The organism is Cupriavidus basilensis, assembly GCF_008801925.2.
GTDB classification, from domain to species: domain Bacteria; phylum Pseudomonadota; class Gammaproteobacteria; order Burkholderiales; family Burkholderiaceae; genus Cupriavidus; species Cupriavidus basilensis.
This window is the reverse complement of the sequence record NZ_CP062803.1, coordinates 851,193-877,661: the sequence shown is the minus strand read 5'-3', so window position 1 is coordinate 877,661 and position 26,469 is coordinate 851,193. Positions and strand designations below refer to the sequence as shown.

Below are 26,469 nucleotides of genomic sequence, written 5' to 3'. Positions count from 1 at the left end.
CCGCCATGACCATGCAAGTCACCGTACGCAAGCAGCTCGGTTCCGCCGACCGCCGGTTCGGGCTGGATATCGCCTTCGACTCGGCAAGCAAGCGCATTGCGCTGTTTGGCCCCTCCGGCGCGGGCAAGAGCCTGACGCTGCGCGCCATCGCCGGATTGCTCACGCCGGACAGTGGCCGCATCGTGCTCAACGGCCGCACCCTGTTCGACAGCGAGGCGCGGGTCAACGTGCGCCCGCAGGAGCGGCGCGTGGCCTACCTGTTCCAGGACTACGCCCTGTTCCCGCATCTGACGGTCGCGCAGAACATCGCCTTCGGGCTTGAGCGGGGCTGGCGCAACCCGCGCCGCAACACGCACCACGCGGAAGCGCAGCGCTGGATCGATGCGTTTGGCCTTGGCGCGATCACCGGCAACTATCCCGGCGAGATCTCCGGCGGCCAGAAGCAACGCGCCGCGCTGGCGCGCGCGCTGGCGGCGCGGCCCGATATCGTGCTGCTGGACGAGCCGTTCTCCGCGCTGGACCCGGCGCTGCGCATACGCATGCGCGCCGAGCTGCGCGCGCTGCAAGCCAGCCTGGAAGTGCCCATGCTGGTGATCTCGCACGACCCCGACGACGTGGAAGCCCTCGGCGACCACGTGCTGGAAGTGCGCGAAGGCCGCATCTTTGGCGCCGCGCCCGTGAAGGGGCATCCGCAGGTGTACGCGCCCGCCTCGGCGCACGTGGTCTGAGGCTGGCTCAGTGAGGCCGGCTCAGTGAGGCCGGCTCAGTGGGGCCGGATCAGGGAGGCCAACTCAAGCCCCCGTTGCACGCCATGGCCGTCGGTAACTCGGGTACTCGGGTACTCGGAAAACAAGGCAAAGGCAATCAGCAGCTTGGCGGCAATCATCCACATGGTCATGCCGAAGACAGTCTCCAGCACGCGCCATGCCGATGGCTGGCGAACACCAGCCTGAGCGAGCCGCTGGTGCCCGCTGGTGCCCGGCTGACGCGCGCCAGGCTCAGCCCATGGTGCCCAGGATCACGCTCGACGCCTTGAAGATCGCCAGCGCGCGGCTGCCCTCGGCAAGCCCCAGCGCGCTCACGCTGTCGTTGGTGACGATGGCGACCACGGTGCCGCCGCCATCCAGTTCCAGCGCCACCTCGGCATTAACGGCGCCCGGCAGCACGCGGGCCACCTTGCCAGGCAACTGGTTGCGCGCCGAGAGCCGCAGCCCGGGATCGGGCAGCCCCAGCAGGACCGAGGAAGCCTTGATCAGCGCGAAGGCTTCGGCGCCAAGTGCAAGGCCCAGCGTCTCCACGCTTTCGTGGGTGATGGTGGCGACCACGTGCTGGCCACCCGCGAGCGACAGCGTGACCTCGTCGTTGACGGCGCCGCCGCGGATCGCGGCCACCTTGCCAAAGAGCTTGTTGCGCGCACTGGTCTTGATCATGAAACGCCGCATCAGGTGAAGGTCGTCCTGCGCCGTCTCGCTAACGTTGCCGAGGCTGGCAAGGTGTTCGATAAAGAGCCGATGCTCGTGCTCAAGCGTGCGGTAGGTGCGGATCAGGCTGGCGGCGCGCTCGGTCAGCACGGTGCCGCCGCCACCCTTGCCGCCGGCGGCGCGCACCACCAGCGGCTCGCCCGCGCTGTTGTTCATGGCGTCGATGGCATCCCAGGCGCCCTTGTAGCTCAGCCCGACCGCCTTGGCAGCGGCGGTGATCGAGCCGTGCTCGCCGATCGCGGCCAGCAGGGCGATGCGTTCGCGCCCGCCCCAGTCCTGGGAGCCTGAGCGAAACCAGATCGCACCATCGAGTTCTAGCATGCGGGAATGGCGCTACCGCATGGCAGCGCGGCAAAGTGGCAGAAGCCGCTTATCTTAATGCCAAAGCGCGCCGGCGCGCGGCAGGCGCCCGGTCTCAGCTTGCCAGCGCATCAGCCCTGGTGAGCCGGGATATACCAGCGCATCATGCTGCCGGCGAAGTACTGGCGATCCAGCTGGCGCAGCAGGCGCCACGCCTTGAAAGCATCGATATCCAGGTCGACCCAGGCCCAAGGGTGGTTCGGATCGCCCTCGCGCATCAGTTCCACGGACGTCACCGGTGCGTAGGTCGCCAGCTTGTCGCGCAGCATCTGTTCGGTCACATCGCGGTGCAGGCCCCGGATGAGTACCTTCATGTCTTGCTCCCGATATGAGGCAGCGCGCACGTGGCGGGTAGCGCGTGCCTGCGTTGTCTAGCTCATTGTAGGCGGCCCGACGCGGGCCGTGGGCCACGCATCGCGCCCTTGGCGGCAGTCAGCCCATGATGTGCACGCCGCCATCCACGTACACCGTGTTGCCGGAAATCCGGCGCGCGTAGGGCGTCGCCAGGTAGGCGGTGGCAAAACCGACATCCATGATGTCGACCAGCTCGCCCAGCGGGGCGCGGCCCGCGGCATCCGCCAGCAATTGCTCGAAATCCTTGAGCCCGGACGCCGCGCGGGTCTTGAGCGGCCCCGGCGAAATGGCGTGCACGCGGATGCCGCTCGGGCCGAGTTCGTACGCCAGGTAGCGGCAGGAGGCTTCCAGCGCCGCCTTGACCGGGCCCATCAGGTTGTAGTTCGGCACCACGCGGTTGGCGCCCTCGTAGCTCATGGCGAACAGGCTGCCGCCCTCGCGCATCAGCGGCACCGCGCGCCGCGCCAAGCGCACGAAGGAATGGCAGGACACGTCCATGGCCCGCGCGAAGCCGGCCGCCGATGCATGGAGCAGCCCGCCCTGCAAGTCGTCCTTGGGCGCGAAGGCCACCGAGTGCACCAGCACGTCGAGCCGGCCCCATTGCCGGGTGATCCGCTCGAACAGCGCCTGCTCCTGGCCCGCGTCCTCCACGTCGAGCGGCATCAGGATCGTCGCGCCCACCGATTCGGCCAGCGGCGCCACATGCGGGTAGGCCTTGTCGTTGAGATAGGTAATCGCCAGCTCGGCACCAAGCTCGCGGAAGGCCCGCGCGCAACCCCACGCGATGGACTCCGCGTTGGCCACGCCGACCACCAGCACGCGCGCGCCCAGCAATGGGGGATTGGGTACTTGCACCATGATGTCCCTCGCTTAATGAATGCGCGGCCCCGATGGCGGCGCCCGCCTGGTTCAGCTGCCTGTCTTGACGTTGCGCCGCGCTGAAGGCTTGCCCGTCTTGAGAGGCTTGGCCACCTTGCCGGCCACAGCCGTGCCTGCCTTGCGAACGCGTGCGCTGGCTTCGGGCGAAGCGGCTTTGCGCACCGTGCGCGGCGTTTCCACGGCTGCGAGCGCCGGGGGCGGCTCGGTGGCGGGCTGCGCAGTTTGCCGCGCCGTATGGTCGGTGCCCAGCACGCGCGCCACCTCGCGATAGCGCGCCAGGCGGGCGCCTTCGAGCGGCCCCACCACGGTCACGATGCGATGGATCGCCATCATGATGCGATGGCGCAGCGCGCTGTCCGGCACCAGCAGCGGCAGCGCGGCCACGGCCCGCGCGGCGTCCAGCCCGACGATCATGCTCTGCCGCCTGACCGCGGCCTTGACCGTGGCGATGTCCGGCTGCTGCTCCAGGTGCTCGCGCGCCATCTGCCGCATCAGGTTGAAGGGCCGCTCCTCGATGCTGGTGTTCTCGTCCGCCACAAAGCAAAGGATGCGCATGAAGGCATCGAGCGGCGTGCCCTGCTCGATCCCCGCCTCGGCCTCATGGATGCGCCGCGCGGCCAGTTCCTGGCGCAGCGCCGCGCTCAGCGGCGGCGGGCCGCGCTTTTCGGCGCCAGGCGAGAAGCCCATCAGCGCGGACAGCCATGGCGACTGGTACAACGCCTCGAAGAGCTGCTCCTGGAAGGCGTCGCGCTGGTCGCGCCACGCATCGAGCGTGCGCACGATGGTGTCGGACATCGCACGCTCCAGCGTGACGAAGGGATTGTCCGGCGCCACCGGCTGGCGCGCCTCGCGCACCGTCGGCGCCAGCGCGGCAATCCACGCCATCCACGGATTCGCGTCCGACGCCAGCGAGCGCTCCAGCCGGGCCGGATGCATCTGCCGCATCGTGTACGCGCTCAGCTCGTTGGATGCGGCCTGCACCGCCGGCGAGGCGAAGGTGTCGTACAGGCGCTGGTTGACTTCGGCCACGCGGCGCACCACCTCGAACGCACGCTCGTCGTCGCGGCCATCGTCCAGCGCGAGGATGTCGTCGATGGTCCTGCGCTCGAAGCGCATCAGGTAGCGGCCTTCGATCAGTTCCAGGTGCGAGGTGCCCGGCGCGATGTCTTCGATACGCGCCTCGTACAGCCCGGGCGGCAGCACGTCGATCAGGTCCAGCGCCGAGAACAGCTCGGTGTGCTCGCGATTGGCCACGCCGGCCGAGACGAAGATGCCAAGGTGCCCGACCTTTTCATGCAGGCAGTAGACGATGACCTGGTCGTTGGCGACGATCTCGTCGACGCTGGCGTAGAGATCGGGAATCCAGTTCAGCGCCTGCTGCGGCGGCGTGATGTTGTCGCCCCAGGAAGCAAAGACCACGATCGGCGAGCGCACATTGCGCAGGTCCACCGCGACGCTGCCATCCGCGCTGCGCACCTCGCCGGCGGTGAGGTGGTTGCCAACGAACAGGTTCTGCACAATCCAGTCGATCTCGGCGCGGTTGAGCAAGAAATGCCCGCCCCACCAGCGCTCGAACGCCAGGAAGCGCTCGCGCTCCGTATCCACCTGTGCATAGACGTCGTAGAGCTTCTTCCAGTACGTATTGGATGGATTGAGCTGCTCGAAATTCTGCACCAGCCAGGCCCCGTCAAAGCGGCCATTGCCGAGATCCGACGTAAAGGACGACAGCCACGAGCCGCCCAGCAGCCCGCCGCTGTAGCGCATCGGATTGCGCCCGCGCACGCCCGACCAGTAGGCCAGCGGCGAACCGGCCAGCAGGATGGGGCCGACCAGTTCCGGCGCGGCGGCTGCCAGCATCATCAGCGCCCAGCCGCCCTGGCAGTTGCCGATCACGAACGGCTTGCCCTGCGCTTGCGGATGACGCTCGGCCACGGTGAGCAGGAACAGCGCTTCGGCGCGCGCCACGCACTCGATGGTCTGGCCCGGGCAAGGCACCGGGAAAAAGGTGACGAAGTAGCAGGGATGGCCGCTGCGCAACGCGATGCCGATCTCGCTGTCGATCTTGAAGCCGCCGATGCCGGGGCCATGCCCGGCGCGCGGATCGATCACCACGAAGGGCCGCTTGGTGTCGTCGGTGACGATGCCGGGCGGCGGCAGGATGCGCAGCAGCGCGTAGTTGGCGGGTTGCGCCAGCGTGCGCGCGTCGATCACCACCTCGTGCTCGAAGATCAGCACCGGCGGCATGCCCTCGCGCTCGTGCTCGAAGGTCTGGTTGCCGCGCTCGCGCAGGATGTCGAGCAACAGGATGGCGCGCTGCCAGGCGTCATGCGCGTAGGACCACGCATCGGACAAAAGCGGTGGCATGCCGGCGGCGGTGCCGGCATGGATGACGGGATCACGTGCGTTCACTCGGCTTCCCCTTCTACGTTCTACGGTGTGGCGCCGAAGGCAGTCGTTTCCAGGCAATCGCACGGAATTGCTGCCCTGCAGCACAACGCAATCTACCAGCCTGCATCGCGCTTGACAACCCGCAGCATGGGCGGATCCGAGGCCGGGATGACCTGGCGCAAGGTACACGCCAATGTCATCGTGCCGAAGGAAACATCGCCTATACTGGCCTTTGTTTTTGCGCGACGCAGCATGTCCGCGCGGTCGCACCGCAACCCCGACGCACCGGAGCGCCGATGACCCACACGCCCGACAAATATTCCGTCCTGCTGGCGCGCTGCCAGGATTTGCCCGCCATTCCCACCGCGGTGGCGCATCCCTGCGATGCTTCCGCGCTCGGCGGCGCGCTGCAGGCGGCCAGCCTGGGCCTGATCGTGCCGCTGCTGATCGGGCCCGAGGCGCGCATCCGCCAGGTGGCCGACGCCAATGCGCTGGACCTTGGCGACAGCGTGCTGATCGACGCGCCGCACAGCCATGCCGCCGCCGCGCGCGCCGTCGCGGCAATCCGCGCGGGCGAGGCCGAGCTTTTGATGAAGGGCAGCCTGCACACCGATGAGCTGCTGCACGAAGTCACCGCGTCCGCCACTGGCCTGCGCACGGGGCGGCGCCTTTCGCATGTGTTTGCGATGGACGTGCCGAGCTACCACAAGCCGCTGTTCATCACCGACGCCGCCGTCAATATCTTTCCCACGCTCAACGACAAGGCCGATATCTGCCGCAACGCGATCGACCTGCTGCGCGTGCTGGGCATCGAGTGCCCCAAGGTGGCCATCCTCTCGGCGGTGGAAACCGTGACCGACAAGATCCCCTCCACCATCGACGCAGCCGCGCTGTGCATGATGAGCCGGCGCGGCCAGATCGAAGGCGGCATCCTCGACGGCCCGCTCGCGTTCGACAACGCGATCAGCCATGAAGCCGCGGTGACAAAGGGCATCGTCTCCGAGGTCGCGGGCGATCCCGATATCCTGCTCGTGCCCGACCTGGAAGCCGGCAACATGCTGGCCAAGCAGCTCACCTTCCTGGCCGGCGCCGAAGCCGCCGGCATCGTGCTGGGCGCGCGCGTGCCCATCATCCTCACCAGCCGCGCCGACAGCGTGCGCGCGCGCATCGGCAGTTGCGCGATTGCCGTGCTGCTGGCGCATGCGCGCCGAGCCGGCCAGGCACCCAGCAAGATCTGAACGCCCCGGCGTCCCGGTCGCCGTCCCAGTCGCCGTCACAGTCACAGTCACAGTCAACGTCACCGTCACAAGGAGGCTTGCCAGCGTGAGCGCCACCCATCCCACCATCCTCGTCGTCAATGCCGGCTCTTCCAGCGTCAAGGTCTCGGTGTACGCCGTGCCCGAGGCCGCGCACGCCAATGCCGACATCAACCCGGTGCTCAGCGCGCACGGGCAGATCGAAGGCATCGGCGTGTCGCCGCGCCTCACCGCCAGCATGGCGGACGGCCGCGTGGTCGCGGACGAACGCTTTCCGGTGGCGCAGGTGACGGATCACGACGCGGCCTTCCGCCTGATCCGGCTGGTGCTCAGCATCGGCCTGCGCGATGCGCCGCCGGTGGCGATCGGCCATCGCGTGGTGCATGGCGGCGCGGATTTCTCCGCTGCCGTGAAGATCGACGACGACGTCATTGCCAAGCTGGAAGCATTGATCCCGCTGGCGCCGCTGCACCAGCCGCACAACCTCACGGCAATCCGCGCGGTGCGCGCCGCCGCGCCGGCGCTGCTGCAGGTCGCCTGCTTCGACACCGCCTTTCACGCCGGGCACGACCCGCTGGCGCAACTGCTGGCACTGCCTTACGAATACTTCGAACGCGGCATCCGCCGCTACGGCTTTCACGGCCTGTCCTACGAATACATCGCGCGCCGCCTGCAGCAGATCGCGCCCGACCTGGCACAGGGCCGCGTGATCGTGGCGCACCTGGGCAACGGCGCCAGCCTGTGCGCCATGCGCGACGGGCGCAGCGTGGAATCCACCATGGGCCTGACGGCGCTCGACGGCCTGCCGATGGGCACGCGCTGTGGCGCCATCGATGCCGGCGCCATCCTGTGGCTGTCGCAGCAAGGCATGAGCACCAAGGATATCGAGACGATGCTGTACCAGGAGTCAGGGCTGAAGGGACTGTCCGGCCTCAGCAGCGACATGCGCGCCCTGCTGGCCAGCGACGCGCCGCGCGCGCGCCTGGCGATCGATTTCTACGCCTATCGCGCGGCGCAGGAAATTGGCAAGCTGGCGGCCACGCTGGGCGGCCTGGATGCGCTGGTATTTACTGCCGGCATCGGCGCCAACTCGCCGCCCGTGCGCGAGAAGATCTGCGCGCGGCTGGCGGAGCTGTTTGGCATCAGCCTGGACGCAGGCGCCAACAACGAAAACCGCCAGCGCATCAGCCGCGACAACAGCCGCGTGCCGGTCCTGGTACTGCCTACCGACGAGGAAGGCATGATCGCGCTGAATACCGCACGCATCATGATGGAGCAGAATGCGCTAGCGTAGTGCTACCGAGACGCTAGCGCTGGAACGCGAACGGCCTGCGTTTGACGCTTGCAATGCGGATTCGGCCCGCGTATCCAGTACGTTGCACTGGACAAGGCAGTGCAGGCCCATGCCGATCCTGGCACGACTGATCCGGATGCCAGCCCTTCGGCGACCACGCGTTCGCCGAAGGGCCGGTCGATGCGCAGGATCGGTCTGCGGGAGCAGGAAGGCCGCCAACTCGCGGCGCGCCCCGCTCCCGCATTGCTCTCCCCCTCCATCGACGTCATTTACTGGTTCCGCTCCGTGATGACGAGCGGGATGCGCACGTCGCCGACCGTCATGACCGCCTGCAGCGGCAGGGCCGAAGCCGGCAACGACGTGGCAGTGAACGCGCGCGCTGGCGACGCGAAGCGCAGCCATGCCGGCAAGGCCGTTCCGTCCATTTGCGTCACCCTCACCTCGGCACCATTCGCGGCGCCAGGAATTGCCTGCGCGGGCAACGCGAACCGGAAGTGACTACCCGGCCTGGCCATATCCTTCGGCACCGACACGGCGATAAGGTCCGACGGATTGCCGGTTGCCTTCAGGCTCACCGTGACCGTGATGCCATGCGGATCGTCGGCAGGCGCCCTCGAACCCGCGGCCGCGGTCGATGCGTCACCACCGGTGACATTACCGCCCGATGAGCCGCTGCCGCCGGACGACGAGGTGCCGCCGCTTGACGAGCTGGCGCCAGACGAACCGCTGCCGCCCGAAGATGAGGAACTGCCACTCGACGAGCTCGAACCGCCGTCCGACGTATCGCTACCGCTGGAGCTACCGCCAGACGAGCCACTACCACTCGACGACGAGGAGCTGCCGCCAGACGATCCGCTTCCACCCGACGACGAGGAGCTGCCGCCAGACGATCCGCTTCCACCCGACGACGAGGAGCTACCGCTCGACGAACCCGAACCACCGTTCGACGTATCGCCACCACTGGAGCTACCGCCCGACGAACCGCTACCACTCGACGAGCCCGATCCGCCGCTCGTGTTGCCGCCGGAGCTACCGCTGGACGAAGCATTGTTGCCGGACGAAGAACCGCTACCCGACGAGCCGCTACCGCTCGATGAGCCCGCGCCGTCGATCGTGTTGCCGCCGGAGCTACCACCGGACGAGCCGTTGTTGCCGCTCGATGAACCGCTACCCGACGAGCCACTGCCGCTCGATGAGCCCGCGCCGTCGATCGTGTTGCCGCCGGAGCTACCGCTGGACGAAGCATTGTTGCCGGACGAAGAACCGCTACCCGACGAGCCGCTACCGCTCGATGAGCCCGCGCCGTCGATCGTGTTGCCGCCGGAGCTACCACCGGACGAGCCGTTGTTGCCGCTCGATGAACCGCTACCCGACGAGCCACTGCCGCTCGATGAGCCCGCGCCGTCGATCGTGTTGCCGCCGGAGCTACCGCTGGACGAAGCATTGTTGCCGGACGAAGAGCCGCTACCCGACGAGCCGCCGCCGCTCGATGAGCCCGCGCCGTCGATCGTGTTGCCGCCGGAGCTACTGCTGGACGAACCGCTGTTGCCGGACGAAGAGCCGCTACCCGACGAGCCACTGCCGCTCGATGAGCCAGTGCCGTCGGTTGCGTTGCCGCCGGAGCTACCGCTGGACGAACCATTGTTGCCGGACGATGAACCGCTACCCGACGAGCCGCTACCACTCGATGAGCCCGTGCCATCGCTCGTGTTGCCGCCGGAGCTACCGCTGGACGAACCGCTGTTGCCGGACGAAGAGCCGCTACCCGACGATCCACTTCCGCTCGATGAGCCCGAGCTATCGCGCGTGTTACCGCCGGAGCTACCGCTGGACGAAGCATTGTTGCCGGACGAAGAGCCGCTACCCGACGAGCCGCTGCCGCTCGATGAGCCCGCGCCATCGCTCGTGTTGCCGCCGGAGCTACCGCCGGACGAACCATTGTTGCCGGACGAAGAACCGCTACCCGACGAGCCGCTACCACTCGATGAGCCCGTGCCATCGCTCGTGTTACCGCCGGAGCTACCGCTGGACGAACCACTGTTGCCGGACGAAGAACCGCTACCCGACGAGCCGCTACCACTCGATGAGCCCGTGCCATCGCTCGTGTTGCCGCCGGAGCTACCGCCGGACGAACCGCTGTTGCCGGACGAAGAGCCGCTACCCGACGAGCCGCTGCCGCTCGATGAGCCCGTGCCATCGCTCGTGTTGCCGCCGGAGCTACCGCCGGACGAACCGCTGTTGCCGGACGAAGAGCCGCTACCCGACGAGCCGCTGCCGCTCGATGAGCCCGCGCCATCGCTCGTGTTGCCGCCGGAGCTACCGCCGGACGAACCATTGTTGCCGGACGAAGAACCGCTACCCGACGAGCCACTTCCGCTCGATGAGCCAGTGCCATCGCTCGTGTTGCCGCCGGAGCTGCCGCTGGATGAACCATTGTTGCCGGACGAAGAGCCACTACCCGACGAGCCACTGCCGCTCGATGAGCCCGCGCCATCGCTCGTGTTGCCGCCGGAGCTACCGCCGGACGAACCATTGTTGCCGGACGAAGAACCGCTACCCGACGAGCCGCTACCACTCGATGAGCCCGTACCATCGCTCGTGTTACCGCCGGAGCTACCGCTGGACGAACCACTGTTGCCGGACGAAGAACCGCTACCCGACGAGCCGCTACCACTCGATGAACCAGTGCCATCGCGCGTGTTGCCGCCGGAGCTACCGCTGGACGAGCCACTACTGCCGGACGAAGAACCGCTACCCGACGAGCCACTGCCGCTCGATGAGCCCGTGCCATCGCTCGTGTTGCCGCCGGAGCTACCGCCGGACGAACCGCTGTTGCCGGACGAAGAGCCGCTACCCGACGAGCCGCTGCCGCTCGATGAGCCCGCGCCATCGCTCGTGTTGCCGCCGGAGCTACCGCTGGACGAAGCATTGTTGCCGGACGAAGAGCCGCTACCTGACGAGCCACTACCACTGGATGAGCCAGTGCCATCGCTCGTGTTGCCGCCGGAGCTACCGCTGGACGAACCATTGTTGCCGGACGAAGAACCGCTGCCCGACGAGCCACTGCCGCTCGATGAGCCCCGGCCATCGCGCGTGTTACCGCCGGAGCTACCGCTGGACGAACCACCACTGCCGGACGAAGAGCCGCTACCCGACGAGCCGCCGCCGCTCGATGAGCCCGGGCCGTCGCTCGTGTTGCCGCCGGAGCTACCGCTGGACGAAGCATTGTTGCCGGACGAAGAGCCACTACCCGACGAGCCACTGCCGCTTGAAGAGCCCGGGCCATCGCTCGTGATACCGCCGGAGCTACCGCTCGACGAACCATTGTTGCCGGACGAAGAGCCGCTACCCGACGATCCACTTCCGCTCGATGAGCCAGTGCCATCGCTCGTGTTGCCGCCGGAGCTGCCGCCGGATGAACCATTGTTGCCGGACGAAGAACCGCTACCCGACGAGCCGCTACCACTCGATGAGCCAGTGCCTTCGGTTACTTTGCCGCCGGAGCTACCGCTGGAAGAACCACTACTGCCGGACGAAGAACCGCTACCCGACGATCCACTTCCGCTCGATGAGCCCGTGCCATCGCTCGTGTTGCCGCCGGAGCTACTGCTGGACGAACCACTGCTCCCGGATGATGAACCGCTACCGCTCGACGAGCCCGCGTCATCGGGCTTGCCGCCGCTGGAACTGCCACTTGACGAACCGCCGCTGCCGCTCGAACTGCCGGAGGGCGGATCCAGAGGGGGTGGTGACGGCATCGGCACGGGAACGGGCGCTGGAGGCGGCGGAGGCGGTACCGGGATTCCACCCGACGATCCGGAGCCTCCCGACGAACCGCCGGATGATCCGCTACCACTAGAAGAACCCGAACCACTCGACGAGCCCGACCCACTCGACGAACCCGAACCACTCGACGAGCCCGAGCCGCTCGATGAACCCGAACCACCCGACGAGCCCGAGCCGCTCGATGAACCCGAACCACCCGACGAGCCCGAGCCGCTCGATGAACCCGAACTACTCGAAGGCGGATTCGGAGCATAGGCTGGATAGCTTGCGCTGGAGCAGCCGCCAAAGGCACACAGGATCGGGGCACCGTTATTGGTGCTTGGGTCCGATGAGAACCCCCACATCGCCATGATTCTGTATGGTGTCGACTGTGGCTTGAATCTCGCCGCCCAGTCCGGCAGCGTGGTCCAGGTAGACTGATCCGCCATCTTTGCCTGGGTAATACCCTTTCCAGTGCCAGCATAAAAGGTGTTGAATCCCACCGGACCCAGCGAGGCTCCCGATGCATCGGTATTCCAGAACACATTGCCCGTTGTGAGTTGCAGGCCTGTCCCAAGCAATGCGCCGGCCGTTCCTGCGACACCACCGCTCAGGAGACTGACGCCCCCCGCTACATACGCATTGGTGATGGATACCTGGTAGCCTCCGCCAGCCGTGCCAATAATGCCGCCCACGTAGCGCATGCCGCTGACCGATCCGTTCACGTAGGCGTCGCCGACGGACGCGCCGGCGATTGACTGCCCAACCAGCCCCCCCACGCCGTTGTTGCCGACAACCGACCCGGTGGAGAAGACCTGGGTCACATTGATGCGTGTGCTCCCGATCAGGCCGCCCACATAGTCGTTCCCGGTCACGGCACCCATTGCGTAGTCGAACATCTGCGAGGGGTATTGGCCCGGCCCCCCCGAGAGATATCCGATCAACCCGCCGACGGAGTTAGAGGTCGGCGAATTGACCGCCGCGCTGGCAAAGCTGTACGAAACAGTAGCGCTCCCCCCCACCGTGCCGATCAGCCCGCCGATATTGTTGCCTGTACCCGAAACGGCGCCGGTCCCGCTGACATAGCTGTTCGTCACGACGCCCACGTTGGTCAGCGTGCCGGCCAGGCCCCCGACGTTCGTGCCGCCAACGACTCCGGCGTCCCCGAGCACAACCCCTAGGTTGCGAACACCGAGGAACCCGTAATACTGGTTGCCGGGATTCCCACCGACTTGCGAGAACAGGCCAATATTGTTGCTTGATGGAAGATTGATCTCCAGCCCGGTGATCTTGTGTCCCAGCCCGTCGAGCGCGCCCGCGAATGATTGCCCCAAGCCGATGGGCGTGAACGGTCCGCTCAGCGCCACGTCGGTGCCCAGGAAGTAGCGGCCGAACATTGACATGTTCTGCAGGTCATCCTGCGTGCGGATCTGCGTATAGGTGTTGCCCTGGGAAATCAACTGACCGGTGGAGTTGAAATCCACCCGGCCCGTAAAGCCCGAGCCATCCGAGGGAAGACCCATCTTGGGCGTTCCGGACAAGGTGAGAGAGGCTGCGCCTGTCGCCGTCATCACGGCGTTGACGTTGATGTTGGCCGGCGCATTCAACGTCAGTGTATTGGCATCCCAGGCGACCGCATCGTTCACGAAGATGTTGCCGCCAGGGGACAGTGTGTACCCGCCCCCCTGGCCTGCGGCGATCGTCACGTTGCTGGTCGCCAGTCGCCCGCTCAGCACCGCGCCGGTCATGTCTCCACCCGACGCGGCAATCGTGAAATCATTCGGATCCAGCAACCACGAACCCGTCTTGCCCTGCGGCGCCCGGGTGTCCACCATCGCGCTGTCGCTGATCTTCAGTTGCGAAGCCGACGTCTCCACAAACCCGCCGTCCCCGCCCAGCTTGCCGCCGCGCGCGCTGATGGTGCCGTCCACCGTGGTCAGGCTGTTGGCATTGCCCAGGTCGGCGATCGCGATCACGCTGCCGCCCTTGCCCGCGCTCTGCGCGGCGGCGTCGGCGTTGATGCTGCCGCTTTGCTGGATGGCGTCGCTGGCCAGCAGGCGCACCGTGCCGCCGTCGCTGCTCAGGCCGGTGGCCTCCAGCGTGCCGGTGTTGCGCACCACGCCGCCCTGCAGGCGGTCTGCCGCCTGCGCCGACAGGATGATCAGCCCGCCCGGCGCGCGCACGGCGTTGCCGTTCTCCACCAGCGCGGCGATGGTCGCCGGCGTCACCAGGATATTGGCCAGCGTGCGATTGCCGCCGAACTGCAGTTCGTAGGCCTCGCCCGCGGCCAGCGCCACGGTGCCCAGTTGCGCGACGATGACGCCGTGGTTGCGCACCTCCGGTGCCAGCAGTGCGACGTAGCCACCCAGCGCGGCCGTGATCTGTCCGTCGTTGACGATGCTGCCGGTGGCGCCGTTGCGCGTGAAGCGGTAGTTGCCCGCCATGAAGTCGGCATTGGTGATGCCGTGCGTGGTCGCCACCAGGCCGCCCACGTTGACGCTGGCGGTCGGCCCGAAGTACATCCCCGCCGGGTTGACGAAGAACACCTGCCCCGGCGCGTTGATGCTGCCGTAGATCTGGCTGGGGTTGCTGTCCAGCACGCGGTTGAGGATGGCCGCGCCCGCCGAGGGCTGCTGGAAGTTGACCGTGGCCGCGCTGCCCACGTTGAAGCTCTGCCAGTTGACCACCGCGTTCTGCGAGGTCTGCGTGACGTTCGTCGTGTTGCCGCTGGTGCTGATGCTGGCCTGCCCCGCCGCCACCTGCCCGCCGGTGGGCAGCTGGTTCGGCGCCGGTGGCGCGGCATGCGCCAGGCCGATGCCGGCCAGCGCCGCCACCAGCGGCTTGATGGCAAGGCGGGCGCGCGTTGCGACGCTGCCCACGCTACGGCTGGCCTTGCCGCGGCCACGCGCGGTCTCTGCCACGACGACCCAGGCACGCACGAGCTCGCTCCAGATCAGGCGATAGATCTTGTTCATTGACGGACTTCCGGGAAACTTAGAACGACAGGCTGGCGGTCAGCCAGACGCGGTTTTTGATCAGGGAGCCGTCCTGGTCCTTGCCGGACGGCGTGGCGTTCGGATTGCCGCCGATGCGGTGCGCCCAGGTCGCGCCCAGGTTCACCCCGCGCCCGGGCTGCCACTGCACGGCCAGCCCCGCCCCTTGCAGGTGGTAGCTGTTGGCCAGCGGCGCGCCGGGGAAGTTGTTGTCGCGATTGACGGTGACGTGGCCCCAGTCGTAGAAGCCAGACAGCGACACGCCATACGGCAGGCGCCAGCGCAACTCCAGGTTGACCAGCTGGCCTTCGCTGCCGCCGCCCTCGCCGATCGGGTAGGCGCGCACGCCGCCCGGGCCACCCAGGTAGAACTTCTCCGACGAATCCAGGTTCTTGCTGGCCATCTGCCCGGACAGCATGGCCGTGGCCGACAGTGCATCGGTCAGCACCTGCTGGCGCGACATGCCGTAGCGCAGCTTCAGGAACTGGCCGGCGGTGCGCGCCGTCATGGCGTCGGCGGCCTGCGTGGGCGACTGGCCCAGGTTCAGGTTGCCGCCGGTGAAAATCGCGCTGGCGGCGTTGGCGCCGCCCCGGCCCAGGTTGTCGAACAGGTTGCCGCTCAGGCCCAGGCTCAGCGTGTTGTCGAAATATCGGCTGGTGGTGACCTGATTGGCCTCGTTGTCGTAGGTCTTATGGTCGTAATTGGCCACGAAGTACAGGTTGCGCTGGCGCGCGCGGATTAGCGGATAACTTGCCTCCAGGCCTACCGTGTTGGAGTTGCCGCGCGCGTTCAGCGCCTTGAAGTCATCCGCCACCAGCCGGTAGTCCAGCCGCGAGGCGTTGGCGCCGACGCGCCAGCCGTCATAGCCCACCGGCACCGTATAGCCTAGCCGCAGGTAGCGGTAGCCCTCGCTCAGCAGGCCGTTGGCCAGCATCTGGTCGCCCAATCCCGCCAGGCTGTTCACGCTGGCGTTGCCCACCAGCCGCGCCGCGCCGGTGGAGCGCGCGCCCTGGTTGTCCGCGGCCACATTGCCGGTCGCCAGCGGCGTTTCCACGAAATTCAACGCCAGGTCGGTTTCCTGCTCCTGCGCGCCGGGCTGCAGCCGCCCCACCAGCGAGACGCCCGGCAGGTCGTTGGCCAGCAGCAGCGCGCGGTCCAGCGTCTCGGTATTCAACGGCTGGCCCAGGGGCTGGTGGGCGGCGAAGCCGGCGATGATGCGCTCGCGGCTCACGCGCTGCGGGCCCTGGCCCTCGATGCGCACGCCGCCGAACACGCCTTCCACCACCTGGATGGTCACCACCCCCTCGCGCACGTCCTGCGCGGGCAGGTAGGCCCGCACCACCCAGCCCGCCGCGCGGTAGGCCTCGGCCACCGCGGCGGCGGCGGCCTGCAGCTCGCTGAAGTCCAGCGGACGGTTCAGGAAACCGGCCACCACCGGCGCGAGCAGGGCCTCGCTCATCTGCTTGTTGCCGGCAAAGCGAAAGGCCTTGACCGTCACCGTGGCCTCGCCGCGCTGGCGCATCGGCGGCGGCGGCGCCGCGCGGTCCGGCGCCACCGGACGCGGCAAGGCCGGCGGCAGCTCCGGCTCGATCTGCTGGCGCAACGCGCCGGCGTCAGGCGGCGTCTGGGCGAAGACAGGACCGGCCGCCAGGGCACTCAGGCACAGACCCACCAGTTGCCGCACACCGGCGGGCACCCGGCCGTAAGAACAGGAAATAGGACTACGCATTGGAGAATGGGATCAGAGACTTTTATATAGGCTCCGACTCTATCCAACGGCCAGCCTGAAAAGCTGACAAGTCCTGACATTGGCAAAAACAACCCCCACTTGCGACCGCGGCTGGGCTAAAGTCCCGCCGGCCGTCCGCCTCGCACGGCTACGATGGCCGGCGGTGCACTAACGGCGCTAGTGGTCCGTTGGGGGATGACGCGCCCGGGAGGACGCGCTCGCCAAGCACCTTGGAGACAAGGATCGCTAAGCGCGTACGAGATAGGCCTGGCGCAAGCGCTCGGCATCGACCTTGAGCACGTCGCCCAGGTAGGCATCGATGCCACCGTAGTCCTGCTCGATGGCATGCATCGAGGCTTCCAGGTAAGAGGCCTTCACCGCCAGCAGCGGCCACATCACCGCGGGATCGACACCGAACTGCGCCGCGCCGGCGCTCATCTTCTGGTTGAAAGCCTGGTTCCAGTGATTCGATTCCAGGTAGTTGGCCATGATGATGTCGCGCTCCACGCCTAGGCTGGCCAGCAGCAACATCGAGGCAAAGCCGGTACGGTCCTTGCCCGCGGTGCAGTGGTACAGCAGGTTGCCGCCCTGCTCCGCAGTCTTCAGGAAGCCGCCAAAGGCGGCCTGGTACTTGCGCGGGAAGTCACCATAAACCTCCAGCATGAAAGCTTCCATCTGCTGCGCGCTGCCGTCGCGCAAACGCGGCATCAGCTCGGCCATCGACATACTGCCTTCGAGCACCGGCGTGGCGACCCAGCGGAAGGCCTCGCCAAAAAGACTTTCCGCGGCGGTCTTCTCACCGGCCGAGCGGAAGTCGATCACCATGTCCAGCTGCAATGCGCGCAGCCGTTCCATGTCCGCCGCGCTGGCCAGGCCCGGGTTGCCGCTGCGAAACAGCTTGCCGGCTCGCACGCGGCGGCCGTCGCGCGTGGCGAGGCCGCCGAGGTCGCGCAGATTGACCACATTGTCCAGCGCAAGCGCTGCGTTGCCCGGCACGGCGGCGCCTTGTGATGGCGCATCGGCCATGTTTTCCTGCATCGTGTGTCCCTGCCCTGTCTCTGTCGTTCGGTGGCGCGCGCGCCGCACCGCACATGGCGGCGGTTCAGCGCGCGCGATAGGCCGGCACATGCCAGCGCATATGGCAGCCAGCAATATAACGGCGATCGAGCTTCGCCACCAGTTTCCACACGCTCATCGGGTCCACATCGTCCAGATCCAGGTCGACCCAGGCCCAGGGATGCGCACCGTCGCCCTCGCGGATCAGCTCGATGTCCTTGACCCGCACGTAGGCGGCCAGCGCCGTGCGCAGCGCCGATGCGTCGACTTCGGCACGTAGTCCTCTCACTAAAACCTTCATCTTGCACTCCAAAATTTTCAGATCACGTTCGCGCGGCTTGCCAGTGTGCGGGGCCGCGGTTGTTGCGCTCGCTGCGCAACGCCCGCAAGCCCTTGTATCGCAACGATCTGAAAGTCTGACCGCTTGGCGCATCGAAATTTCCCTGTGCGAGCCGGTTCTTTGATCCGCGTCATATGCGCCCGGATCCACCCTCGACAGGCACTGTTGGCCGGCACGATAATTTCCTCATGTCGAACGCGGCAGCCCGGCCGCAAGCCGGTCTCCCGCCTCCGCCAGGTCTTCACGGAACGCCGCCGAACGACGCCGCCACCCTGCCAGTCACAGGCTAGCCATCTGCCCCGCGCGTGACGTCCGCCTTCCCGTGTCGAACCAAGATCAACTAGACAAGAAAAGGGAAAGCGATGACAGACCCGCGCACTCCAACCCAAGCCGTCCGCGCAGCCGCCCCCACCGCTATCGGTGCGGCTGCCGCCGTGCCGCAAGCCGCGCCCGGCAAATCCACGCCGTGGGGCCTCTACGCCGCCGTCCTGGTACTGATCGGCATACTCGCCCTGCCCCTGCCCCCGGACCTGCCGGTGGCGGGACATCGCATGCTGGCGATCCTCGCCTTTGCCATCGTGGTGTGGATCACCGAGGCGGTCTCCTACGAGGCCAGCGCCATCATGATCACGTCGCTGATGGCCGCGCTGATCGGCTTTGCGCCCACGGTGGCGGACCCGGCCACGCAATACGGCACCTCCCGCGCACTCGGCATGGCGCTGGCAGGATTCTCCAACACCGCGCTGGCGCTGGTTGCCGCCGCCCTGTTCATCTCGGCGGCAATGACGGTGACCGGGCTCGACCGGCGCATCGCGCTGGTCACGCTGTCGGCCATCGGCACCAGCACGCGGCGCATCCTGATCGGCAGCATCGTGGTGACCATCGCACTGTCGCTGGTGGTGCCGAGCGCCACCGCGCGCAGCGCCTGCGTGGTGCCGATCATGATGGGCGTGATCGCGGCTTTCGGGGTCGACAAGAAATCCAATATCGCCGCCGGCATCATGATCACCGTGGCCATGGCCACCAGCATCTGGAACGTCGGCATCCAGACCGCCGCCGCGCAGAACCTGCTGACGGTGGGCTTCATGGACAAGCTGCTGGGCGAGCGCATCACCTGGTTGCAATGGCTGATCGCCGGCGCGCCGTGGGCCATCGTGATGTCGGTCGTGCTGTATTTCCTGGTGCGGTTCCTGTTGCCCGCCGAGACCGAGGCCATCCCCGGCGGCAAGGAGGCCGTGCAAAAGGAACTCGCCGGGCTGGGCCCGATGAGCGGCCCGCAGAAGCGGCTTGCCGCCGTGTCCATCGGGCTGCTGCTGTTCTGGGCGACCGAGGGCAAGCTGCACCAGTTCGACACCGCCACCGTGACCTTCGTCGGCCTGGTGATCCTGATGATGCCGCGCATTGGCGTGATGGACTGGAAGACCATGCAGCAACGCACGCCGTGGGGCACGCTGATCGTGTTCGGGGTAGGCATCAGCCTGGGTACCGCGCTGCTCACCACGCAGGCCGGCCAGTGGCTGGGCAAGTTCGTGGTGGCCAACTCCGGGCTCGCCACGCAAGGCCCGATCCTGGTGTTCGCCATCCTGGCCGCGTTCCTGATCCTGATCCACCTCGGCTTTGCCAGCGCCACCGCGCTCACCGCGGCGCTGCTGCCGATCCTGATCTCGGTGCTGCAGACGCTGCCCGGCGATATCAACCAGATCGGCCTCACGATGCTGCTCGGCTTCACCGTGAGCTTCGGCTTCATCCTGCCGATCAATGCACCGCAAAACATGGTTTGCCTGGGCACGGACACCTTCAACGGCAAGCAGTTCGCCAAGGTCGGCATCCCCGTGACGGTGATCGGCTACGCCCTGATGCTGCTGTTCGCCGCCACCTACTGGCGCTGGCTGGGATGGATCTAATCGCGCACCGGGACAAGGAACGAACATGAAGATTACGTTGCAATCTGCCACCCGGCTCGCCCGCGACCTGCTCGCCGCGCAAGGCGTGCCGGCCGACATCGCCAACGACGTGGCCGAGCACCTGGTCGAGGCCGACCGCTGCGGCTACACCAGCCACGGCCTGTCGATCCTGCCCAACTACCAGCGCTCGCTCGCAACCGGCAACGTCAACCCGGCGGGCCGCGCCGAATGCGTGCTCGACCGCGACAGCCTGCTGGTGTTCGACGGCAACGGCGGCTTCGGCCAGCACGTGGGCAAGCGCGTCATCGAGACCGCCATCGAGCGCGTGCGCCAGCACGGCCACTGCATCGTCACGCTGCGCCGCTCGCACCACCTGGGCCGCATGGGCCACTACGGCGAGATGGTGGCCAAGGAGCGCTTCGTGCTGCTGAGCTTTACCAATGTGATCAACCGCTCCCCGGTGGTGGCCCCCTACGGCGGCCGCACCGCGCGGCTGACCACCAACCCGCTGTGCTTCGCCGGGCCGATGCCCAACGGCCGGCCGCCCCTGGTGGTGGATATCGCCACCAGCGCCATTGCCATCAACAAAGCCCGCGTGCTGGCCGAGAAGGGCGAGCCCGCCCCGGACAACAGCATCATCGACAGCGACGGCAACCCCACCACGGATGCCGGGGCCATGTTCGGCGAACACCCGGGCGCGCTGCTGCCCTTCGGCGGCCACAAGGGCTATGCGCTCGGCGTGGTAGCCGAACTGCTCGCGGGCGTGCTGTCAGGCGGCGGCACCATCCAGCCGGAGAACCCGCGCGGCGGCGTGGCCACCAACAATATGTTCGCGGTGCTGATGAACCCGGAACTGGACCTGGGGCTGAGCTGGCAGAGCGCGGAGGTGGAAGCCTTCGTCAACTACCTGCACGACACCCCGCCCGCCCCGGGCTTTGACAGCGTGCAATACCCGGGAGAGTTCGAAGCCGCCAACCGCGCGCTCACGACCACCCACCTGGACGTGAACCCTGCGATCTGGCGCAACCTGGAAACGCTGGCCAAGGAGCTTGGCGTGGCGCTGCCGGCGGGCTGAACCGGCGCGGCGGCTTGGGCAGGGACATGGCCGGTGCTGGCACAATACGGCCCATGGAACGTCTCTGGTCGAATTTTCTCAAGCTGGTGCTGCTGCTCATCCTGGGCGCGGCCCTGCTCGGCACGCTCGCCGTGCTCGTCGCTCAGCGCCAGCTGCCCACGCTGGACGCACTCACCACGTTTCGCCAGTCGCCCGGCTACGTGCCCATCGGCGAGATACCGCCCAAGCTGACCCAGGCGGTGGTAGCCATCGAGGACGACCGCTTCTACCTGCATGACGGCATCGACTATGTCGGCGTGATCCGCGCCGGCGTGGCCAACCTGTCCGATGAACTGTCGCAGGGCGCCTCCACCATCACCATGCAGGTGGCCCGCAATTTCTTCCTCTCGCGCGAGAAGACCTATACCCGTAAGCTGTATGAGGTGCTGCTGGCTTACCGGATCGAACACGCGATGAGCAAGGACGAGATCCTCGAGCTCTACATGAACAAGGTCTACCTGGGGCAAGGAGCTTATGGTTTTGCCGAGGCGGCCGAGACGTATTTTGGCAAGCCGGTGGGCGAGCTGACTTTGGCGGAATGCGCGATGCTGGCCGGATTGCCCAAGGCGCCTTCGGCGAATAACCCGGTGGTGAATCCCCGGCGCGCCCGGCAGCGGCAGGCTTATATCTTGCTGCGGATGCTGGAGTTGGGGAGGATTGGGAGGGGGGAATATGATGCGGCGTTGTTGGAGCCGTTGAGGTTGAAGTAGGTTGCCCTGCGGGGTTGGTCGCTGTTTTTTTTGAGCGGCGATGGCATCTTGCACCCAACAGCTATACGACATCGCTCTGCTGGGGTTGGTCGCTGTTTCTTTTAGCGGCGTTGGTTTTTGCACCCAACAGCCATACGACATCCCCCTGCGGGGGCTGCCGGTCACTCTTCTTTGCGTCGGCAAAGAAGACTAACGAGAAGAAAGCCGACCCTGCCGGGAGCAGAGCAATAAGGCTCATGGGCCTCGGTGGTTGCGTCGTACGGCCCGGAGTGTTGGCTGGCCATTGCCATACCGGCTTTTAGGTCTTCTCTACGGCATGACCCAATGGTCACGTGGTGGTGCCCCTGATCGCTTTGCTCGGTGCGCGTTCGGGCATCTGCCGTTACCGGTGCGCGCCATCACGACACATCGCCTGCCAATGGTTTCGTGGTGGGGCGGGCGCGGTGGTCAAGGCCTTGGGCTAATCAAGGCGGTGCCACTGCGCCCACGACGGAACCGGTGCGCTTGCAACTTCGTGGCCGGCCACGCCGCGAGCGACAGACGGCTTGAAGCAAGTGATGTCTGCTACCGGGGGCCGCACCACGCATCCCGGAAGCTGGCAGGTTCGTGGCCGGTCAAGCCGGTACCGGCAGAAGCCCGCCGGCACTCCGGGCCATACGACGAAACCACCGATATTCGCGAGCCTTATTGCTCTGCTCCCGGCAGGGTCGGCTTTCTTCTCGTTAGTCTTCTTTGCCGACGCAAAGAAGAGTGACCGGCAGCCCCCGCAGGGGGATGTCGTATGGCTGTTGGGTCCAAAAACCAACACCGACGAAATAAACAGCGACCAACCCCAGCAGAGCGATGTCGTATGGCTGTTGGGTGCAAGCTGCCATCGCCGCTAAACGAAACAGCGACCAACCCCATCACTCCAACACCCCCCGATACCTAGTCACCGCCAACAACACAATCTCATCCAGCCCAGCATCTTCACTCCCATCCAGCCGCGCCAGCAAAGCACGCCGCATACGCGGCTCCCAGAAGCGCTTGATATGGCTGGCGATATCCGCCACCGCTTCTTCGCGGTCCGGCATGGCTTCGAAGAAGGTGCCGATCTGGTTCGCCATCTTGACGAGGTTGTCGGAGTTCATGCTTGTTCCGTCCTGCTGTGCAAACGTTGGGGGTGGGAGTAGACCACGTGCCGGCCGGCGCGTACAAAGCCGGCCAGCGTGACGCCGGCATCGGTCGCCAGGCGTACCGCGAGCGCGGTCGGGCCGGATACGGCTGCCAGCAGGCCGACGCCGGCGCTGGCGGTCTTCAGCACCATTTCGTAGCTGGCGCGGCTGGTCACCAGCACGGCGCCGCGCGAGCGGTCCTCGCCGGTGCGTGCCAGCGCGCCGATCAGTTTGTCGAGTGCGTTGTGGCGGCCCACGTCTTCGCGGACCAGCGCGACCTGGCCGTCGGCGCGCAGCCACGCGGCGGCATGTGTGGCGCCGGTGTGGCGCAGCAGTTCCTGGCGGGTCTGCAACTGCGCGAATGCGGCGTACATCGCCTCGTCGCTGAAGCTGGCACCGCTGCGCACGGGTGCCGGGGCGCGCATGACTTGCTGCAGCGATTCGGTGCCGCACAGGCCGCAGCCGGTTCGGCCCGCCATGGCGCGGCGGCGATCCTTGAGCGCGGCGAAGGCTTGCGCCGCGATGCGCAACCGTACCGCGATACCCTCGGGGCGGACCTCGGTCTCTATCTCATAAACATCGCGCGGGCTGGCCACCAGCCCTTCGCTCAGGCTGAAGCCCAGCGCGAAGTCTTCGAGATCGGCCGGCGAGGCCAGCATGACCGCATGCGAGATGCCGTTGTACTCGAGCGCAACCGGCACTTCCTCGGCAATCTCGTCGTCCTCCAGCGCCAGCTCGCCCAGGTGGCTGCGCCTGACCGCGAAGGTGCTGTGGGTGGCCGGTTCGGCGTCGGCCATGGCGGGTTCGCACAGTGTCATGCCGGCCCTGCCTCGGCGCTGGCCGCCTGCAGCAGCTGCATCTGCTGATCGTGGAAATCGCGGTACTGGCGTTGCCATTCGGACGGCTGCGCTACCGGCATGACCTGCACCGCGGTGACCTTGTACTCGGGGCAGTTGGTAGCCCAGTCCGAGTTGTCGGTGGTGATCACATTGGCGCCAGACTCGGGGAAGTGGAAGGTGGTGTAGACCACGCCCGGCTGCATGCGCTCGCTGACGATGGCGCGCAGCACCGTTTCGCCCGCACGGCTTTGCACGCCGACCCAGTCGCCGTCCTTGATGCCGCGTTCCTCGGCGTCGTGCGGATGGATCTCCAGGCGATCCTCGTCATGCCACATCACGTTCTCGGTGCGGCGTGTCTGCGCGCCGACGTTGTACTGCGACAGGATGCGGCCCGTGGTGAGGATCAGCGGGAACTTGCGGTTCACGCGCTCGTTGGTGGGCACGTAGCGGGTGATGATGAACTTGCCCTTGCCACGCACGAATGCGTCGATGTGCATGGTCGGCGTGCCCTCGGGCGCGGCGTCGTTGCACGGCCACTGGATGCTGCCGAGTTCTTCCAGGCGCTGGTAGCTGACGCCGCTGAAGGTGGGCGTGAGCCGCGCGATCTCGTCCATGATCTCGGAAGGATGCTTGTAGTCCATCGGATAGCCCAGCGCATTGGACAGCAGCACGGTGGCTTCCCAGTCGGCATAGCGCGCCTTGGGCGGCATCACTTTGCGCACGCGCGAGATACGGCGCTCGGCGTTGGTGAAGGTGCCGTCCTTCTCCAGGAAGGACGAGCCCGGCAGGAATACGTGCGCGTACTTGGCGGTCTCGTTGAGGAAGATGTCCTGCACCACGATGCATTCCATGGCCGACAGCGCGGCTGCCACGTGCTGCGTGTTCGGGTCGGACTGCACGATGTCTTCGCCCTGGCAGTACAGGCCCATGAAGCTCCCGGACAGGGCGGCCTCGAACATATTCGGAATGCGCAGGCCCGGCTCCGGGCAGATCTCTACATTCCATGCGGATTCGAACAGCTCGCGCGTGGTGGAATCCGACACATGGCGGTAGCCCGGCAGTTCATGCGGGAACGAGCCGATGTCGCACGAGCCCTGCACGTTGTTCTGTCCGCGCAGCGGGTTCACGCCCACGCCTTCGCGGCCGATATTGCCCGTGCACATGGCGAGGTTGGCGATGCCCATCACGGTGGTCGAGCCCTGCGCATGTTCGGTCACGCCCAGGCCGTAATAGATCGCGGCATTGCCACCGGTGGCGTACAGGCGTGCCGCGTCGCGCAGTTGCCCGGCGGGAATGCCGGTGATCTCGGCCATGGCTTCCGGCGAGTTCTCCGGCAGCATGACGAAGTCGCGCCATTGCTGGAACGCGCGGTCCTCGCAACGCTCGGCGATAAACGATTCGGCCATCAGGCCTTCGCCGACGATCACGTGGGCCATCGACGTCACCACCGCCACATTGGTGCCGGGACGCAATTGCAGGTGGAAGTCGGCGCGCACGTGCGGCGAATCGACCAGGTCGATGCGGCGCGGATCGATCACGATCAGCTTGGCGCCGGCGCGCAGGCGCTTTTTCATGCGCGAGGCAAACACAGGGTGGCCGTCGGTCGGGTTGGCGCCCATCACCATGATGACGTCCGCCTTCTCCACCGAGCGGAAGGTCTGCGTGCCGGCGGATTCGCCCAGCGTCTGCTTGAGGCCGTAGCCGGTGGGCGAGTGGCAAACCCGCGCGCAGGTATCGACGTTGTTGTTGCCGAAAGCGGCGCGCACCAGCTTCTGCACCAGGTAGCCTTCCTCGTTGGTACAGCGCGAGGACACGATGCCGCCGATGGCGTCGCGGCCATGCTTGGCCTGGATGCGCTTGAATTCGGAGGCCGCGTGGCTGATCGCTTCTTCCCACGACACTTCGCGCCACGGATCGGTGATCCTGGCGCGGATCATCGGGTTCAGGATGCGGTCCTTGTGGGTCGCATAGCCAAAGGCGAAGCGGCCCTTCACGCACGAGTGCCCCTCGTTGGCCTGGCCGTTCTTGTACGGCACCATGCGCACCACTTCATTGCCCTTCATCTCCGCCTTGAAGGCACAGCCCACGCCACAGTAAGCGCAAGTGGTGACCTTGCTGTGCTCCGGCTGCCCCATGCGGATGATGGAGGTCTCGGCCAGCGTGGCGGTGGGGCATGCCTGCACGCAGGCGCCGCACGACACGCAGTCGGAATCCATGAAGCTGTCGCCCTGCCCCGCCGTCACGCGCGAGTCAAAACCGCGGCCGCTGATGGTGAGCGCGAAGGTGCCCTGGGTTTCCTCGCAGGCGCGCACGCAGCGATTGCACACGATGCACTTGGAGGGATCGTAGGTGAAATACGGATTGGATTCGTCCTTGGCCTCTGCACGGTGGTTGGCGCCGTCGTAGCCGTAGCGCACTTCGCGCAGGCCGACCACGCCGGCCATATCCTGCAACTCGCAGTTGCCGTTGGTGGGGCAGGTCAGGCAGTCCAGCGGGTGGTCGGAGATATACAGCTCCATCACGCCGCGGCGCAGGTCGGCCAGCTTGTCGGTTTGCGTCTTCACCTTCATGCCGGCTTCGGCCGGCGTGGTGCACGAGGCGGGGAAGCCCCGCCGGCCTTCGATCTCGACCAGGCACAGGCGGCAGGAGCCGAAGGACTTGAGGCTATCGGTGGCGCACAGCTTGGGCACGTTCACGCCGGCTTGCACGGCGGCGCGCATCAGCGAGGTGCCGGCGGGCACGGTCACGTCGACGCCGTCGATCTCAAGGGTGACCTGTTGTTGTGAATCGCTGGCCGGCGTGCCAAAGTCGATTTCGTTGCGTGTGTTCAAGGCGGGCTCCCGCTGCGGCCTG

General features: G+C 66.9%; 18 protein-coding genes. 6 read left to right on the top strand and 12 right to left on the bottom strand.

The genetic code is table 11. The features are described from left to right. The first annotated feature begins 5 nt into the window (after positions 1 to 5). The gene (locus tag F7R26_RS03960; protein ID WP_150988591.1) at positions 6 to 728 is read left to right on the top strand and encodes an ATP-binding cassette domain-containing protein; all 723 of its coding nucleotides are present in this window, start codon (positions 6 to 8) and stop codon (positions 726 to 728) included. A gap of 35 nt (positions 729 to 763) precedes the next feature. Here F7R26_RS03960 and F7R26_RS41400 read toward each other — a convergent pair whose 3' ends face one another. The 5 genes from F7R26_RS41400 to F7R26_RS03940 all read right to left on the bottom strand — a co-directional run bounded on the left by F7R26_RS41400 (position 764) and on the right by F7R26_RS03940 (position 5,438). Beyond that, positions 764 to 898: a hypothetical protein gene (locus F7R26_RS41400; RefSeq protein ID WP_277820353.1), complete on the bottom strand. Its 135-nt coding sequence runs from the start codon at positions 896 to 898 to the stop codon at positions 764 to 766. 100 nt (positions 899 to 998) lie between these two features. Next, a complete protein-coding gene (locus F7R26_RS03955; RefSeq protein ID WP_150988594.1) occupies positions 999 to 1,802 on the bottom strand; it encodes a TOBE domain-containing protein in 804 nt (267 codons plus the stop codon). A gap of 110 nt (positions 1,803 to 1,912) precedes the next feature. Next, positions 1,913 to 2,155 carry an RNA recognition motif domain-containing protein gene (locus F7R26_RS03950; RefSeq protein ID WP_150988598.1) on the bottom strand — a complete coding sequence of 81 codons (243 nt, stop codon included), beginning with the start codon at positions 2,153 to 2,155 and terminating at the stop codon, positions 1,913 to 1,915. A gap of 118 nt (positions 2,156 to 2,273) precedes the next feature. Further along, positions 2,274 to 3,053, bottom strand: a complete 780-nt coding sequence (gene fabI / locus F7R26_RS03945; RefSeq protein WP_150988601.1) for an enoyl-ACP reductase FabI — start codon at positions 3,051 to 3,053, stop codon at positions 2,274 to 2,276. Positions 3,054 to 3,104: 51 nt separating this feature from the next. Then, positions 3,105 to 5,438, bottom strand: a complete 2,334-nt coding sequence (locus tag F7R26_RS03940) for a DUF3141 domain-containing protein (protein WP_241754493.1) — start codon at positions 5,436 to 5,438, stop codon at positions 3,105 to 3,107. 320 nt (positions 5,439 to 5,758) lie between these two features. On the opposite strand from F7R26_RS03940, the gene F7R26_RS03935 reads away from it, so the two are divergent. Both F7R26_RS03935 and F7R26_RS03930 read left to right on the top strand, forming a co-directional pair. Further along, on the top strand, positions 5,759 to 6,700 hold the full coding sequence (locus tag F7R26_RS03935; RefSeq protein WP_150988604.1) for a phosphate acetyltransferase: 942 nt from the start codon (positions 5,759 to 5,761) through the stop codon (positions 6,698 to 6,700). An 85-nt stretch (positions 6,701 to 6,785) separates the two neighbouring features. Further along, positions 6,786 to 8,012 (top strand): acetate/propionate family kinase, encoded by a 1,227-nt coding sequence (locus F7R26_RS03930; RefSeq protein ID WP_150988607.1) that lies wholly within the window; start codon positions 6,786 to 6,788, stop codon positions 8,010 to 8,012. Positions 8,013 to 8,281: 269 nt separating this feature from the next. On the opposite strand, the gene F7R26_RS03925 is transcribed toward F7R26_RS03930, so the two are convergent. The 4 genes from F7R26_RS03925 to F7R26_RS03910 form a co-directional block, all read right to left on the bottom strand. Next, positions 8,282 to 14,752, bottom strand: a complete 6,471-nt coding sequence (locus tag F7R26_RS03925) for a filamentous hemagglutinin N-terminal domain-containing protein (RefSeq protein WP_193692126.1) — start codon at positions 14,750 to 14,752, stop codon at positions 8,282 to 8,284. A 19-nt stretch (positions 14,753 to 14,771) separates the two neighbouring features. Then, on the bottom strand, positions 14,772 to 16,499 hold the full coding sequence (locus F7R26_RS03920) for a ShlB/FhaC/HecB family hemolysin secretion/activation protein (protein WP_241754412.1): 1,728 nt from the start codon (positions 16,497 to 16,499) through the stop codon (positions 14,772 to 14,774). 246 nt (positions 16,500 to 16,745) lie between these two features. Further along, positions 16,746 to 17,537 carry a tyrosine-protein phosphatase gene (locus F7R26_RS03915; protein ID WP_170301937.1) on the bottom strand — a complete coding sequence of 264 codons (792 nt, stop codon included), beginning with the start codon at positions 17,535 to 17,537 and terminating at the stop codon, positions 16,746 to 16,748. Positions 17,538 to 17,601: 64 nt separating this feature from the next. Then, the gene (locus F7R26_RS03910) at positions 17,602 to 17,856 is read right to left on the bottom strand and encodes an RNA-binding protein (protein WP_150988613.1); all 255 of its coding nucleotides are present in this window, start codon (positions 17,854 to 17,856) and stop codon (positions 17,602 to 17,604) included. Positions 17,857 to 18,257: 401 nt separating this feature from the next. On the opposite strand from F7R26_RS03910, the gene F7R26_RS03905 reads away from it, so the two are divergent. Genes F7R26_RS03905 through F7R26_RS03895 form a run of 3 tightly spaced genes read left to right on the top strand, consistent with a single transcriptional unit; the run spans position 18,258 to position 21,623 of the window. Next, positions 18,258 to 19,799: a DASS family sodium-coupled anion symporter gene (locus F7R26_RS03905; protein WP_150988616.1), complete on the top strand. Its 1,542-nt coding sequence runs from the start codon at positions 18,258 to 18,260 to the stop codon at positions 19,797 to 19,799. A gap of 25 nt (positions 19,800 to 19,824) precedes the next feature. Then, positions 19,825 to 20,874: an Ldh family oxidoreductase gene (locus tag F7R26_RS03900; protein WP_150988619.1), complete on the top strand. Its 1,050-nt coding sequence runs from the start codon at positions 19,825 to 19,827 to the stop codon at positions 20,872 to 20,874. 53 nt (positions 20,875 to 20,927) lie between these two features. Next, entirely contained in the window at positions 20,928 to 21,623 is a 696-nt protein-coding gene (locus F7R26_RS03895) for a transglycosylase domain-containing protein (RefSeq protein ID WP_150988623.1), read from the top strand. Between the two features lie 905 nt (positions 21,624 to 22,528). Here the strand turns inward: F7R26_RS03895 and F7R26_RS03890 are convergent. From F7R26_RS03890 to fdhF, 3 genes are read right to left on the bottom strand one after another with little or no spacing between them, the layout of a single operon-like run. Next, the gene (locus F7R26_RS03890) at positions 22,529 to 22,753 is read right to left on the bottom strand and encodes a formate dehydrogenase subunit delta (RefSeq protein ID WP_150988629.1); all 225 of its coding nucleotides are present in this window, start codon (positions 22,751 to 22,753) and stop codon (positions 22,529 to 22,531) included. Further along, a complete protein-coding gene (gene fdhD / locus F7R26_RS03885; protein ID WP_150988632.1) occupies positions 22,750 to 23,595 on the bottom strand; it encodes a formate dehydrogenase accessory sulfurtransferase FdhD in 846 nt (281 codons plus the stop codon). The genes F7R26_RS03890 and fdhD overlap by 4 nt, the downstream gene beginning before the upstream one ends. Beyond that, positions 23,592 to 26,447, bottom strand: coding sequence for a formate dehydrogenase subunit alpha (gene fdhF / locus F7R26_RS03880; RefSeq protein WP_150988635.1), 2,856 nt, complete (start codon positions 26,445 to 26,447; stop codon positions 23,592 to 23,594). The genes fdhD and fdhF overlap by 4 nt, the downstream gene beginning before the upstream one ends. Positions 26,448 to 26,469 lie beyond the last annotated feature (22 nt).

Excerpts from the sequence above, each read along its gene's own strand:
- F7R26_RS03960 (WP_150988591.1), top strand. The coding sequence starts at position 6 with ATGACCATGCAAGTCACCGTACGCAAGCAGCTCGGTTCCGCCGACCGC.
- F7R26_RS41400 (WP_277820353.1), bottom strand. The coding sequence starts at position 898 with ATGACCATGTGGATGATTGCCGCCAAGCTGCTGATTGCCTTTGCCTTG.
- F7R26_RS03955 (WP_150988594.1), bottom strand. The coding sequence starts at position 1,802 with ATGCTAGAACTCGATGGTGCGATCTGGTTTCGCTCAGGCTCCCAGGAC.
- F7R26_RS03950 (WP_150988598.1), bottom strand. The coding sequence starts at position 2,155 with ATGAAGGTACTCATCCGGGGCCTGCACCGCGATGTGACCGAACAGATG.
- fabI (WP_150988601.1), bottom strand. The coding sequence starts at position 3,053 with ATGGTGCAAGTACCCAATCCCCCATTGCTGGGCGCGCGCGTGCTGGTG.
- F7R26_RS03940 (WP_241754493.1), bottom strand. The coding sequence starts at position 5,438 with ATGCCACCGCTTTTGTCCGATGCGTGGTCCTACGCGCATGACGCCTGG.
- F7R26_RS03935 (WP_150988604.1), top strand. The coding sequence starts at position 5,759 with ATGACCCACACGCCCGACAAATATTCCGTCCTGCTGGCGCGCTGCCAG.
- F7R26_RS03925 (WP_193692126.1), bottom strand. The coding sequence starts at position 14,752 with ATGAACAAGATCTATCGCCTGATCTGGAGCGAGCTCGTGCGTGCCTGG.
- F7R26_RS03920 (WP_241754412.1), bottom strand. The coding sequence starts at position 16,499 with ATGCGTAGTCCTATTTCCTGTTCTTACGGCCGGGTGCCCGCCGGTGTG.
- F7R26_RS03915 (WP_170301937.1), bottom strand. The coding sequence starts at position 17,537 with ATGCAGGAAAACATGGCCGATGCGCCATCACAAGGCGCCGCCGTGCCG.
- F7R26_RS03910 (WP_150988613.1), bottom strand. The coding sequence starts at position 17,856 with ATGAAGGTTTTAGTGAGAGGACTACGTGCCGAAGTCGACGCATCGGCG.
- F7R26_RS03905 (WP_150988616.1), top strand. The coding sequence starts at position 18,258 with ATGACAGACCCGCGCACTCCAACCCAAGCCGTCCGCGCAGCCGCCCCC.
- F7R26_RS03900 (WP_150988619.1), top strand. The coding sequence starts at position 19,825 with ATGAAGATTACGTTGCAATCTGCCACCCGGCTCGCCCGCGACCTGCTC.
- F7R26_RS03895 (WP_150988623.1), top strand. The coding sequence starts at position 20,928 with ATGGAACGTCTCTGGTCGAATTTTCTCAAGCTGGTGCTGCTGCTCATC.
- F7R26_RS03890 (WP_150988629.1), bottom strand. The coding sequence starts at position 22,753 with ATGAACTCCGACAACCTCGTCAAGATGGCGAACCAGATCGGCACCTTC.
- fdhD (WP_150988632.1), bottom strand. The coding sequence starts at position 23,595 with ATGACACTGTGCGAACCCGCCATGGCCGACGCCGAACCGGCCACCCAC.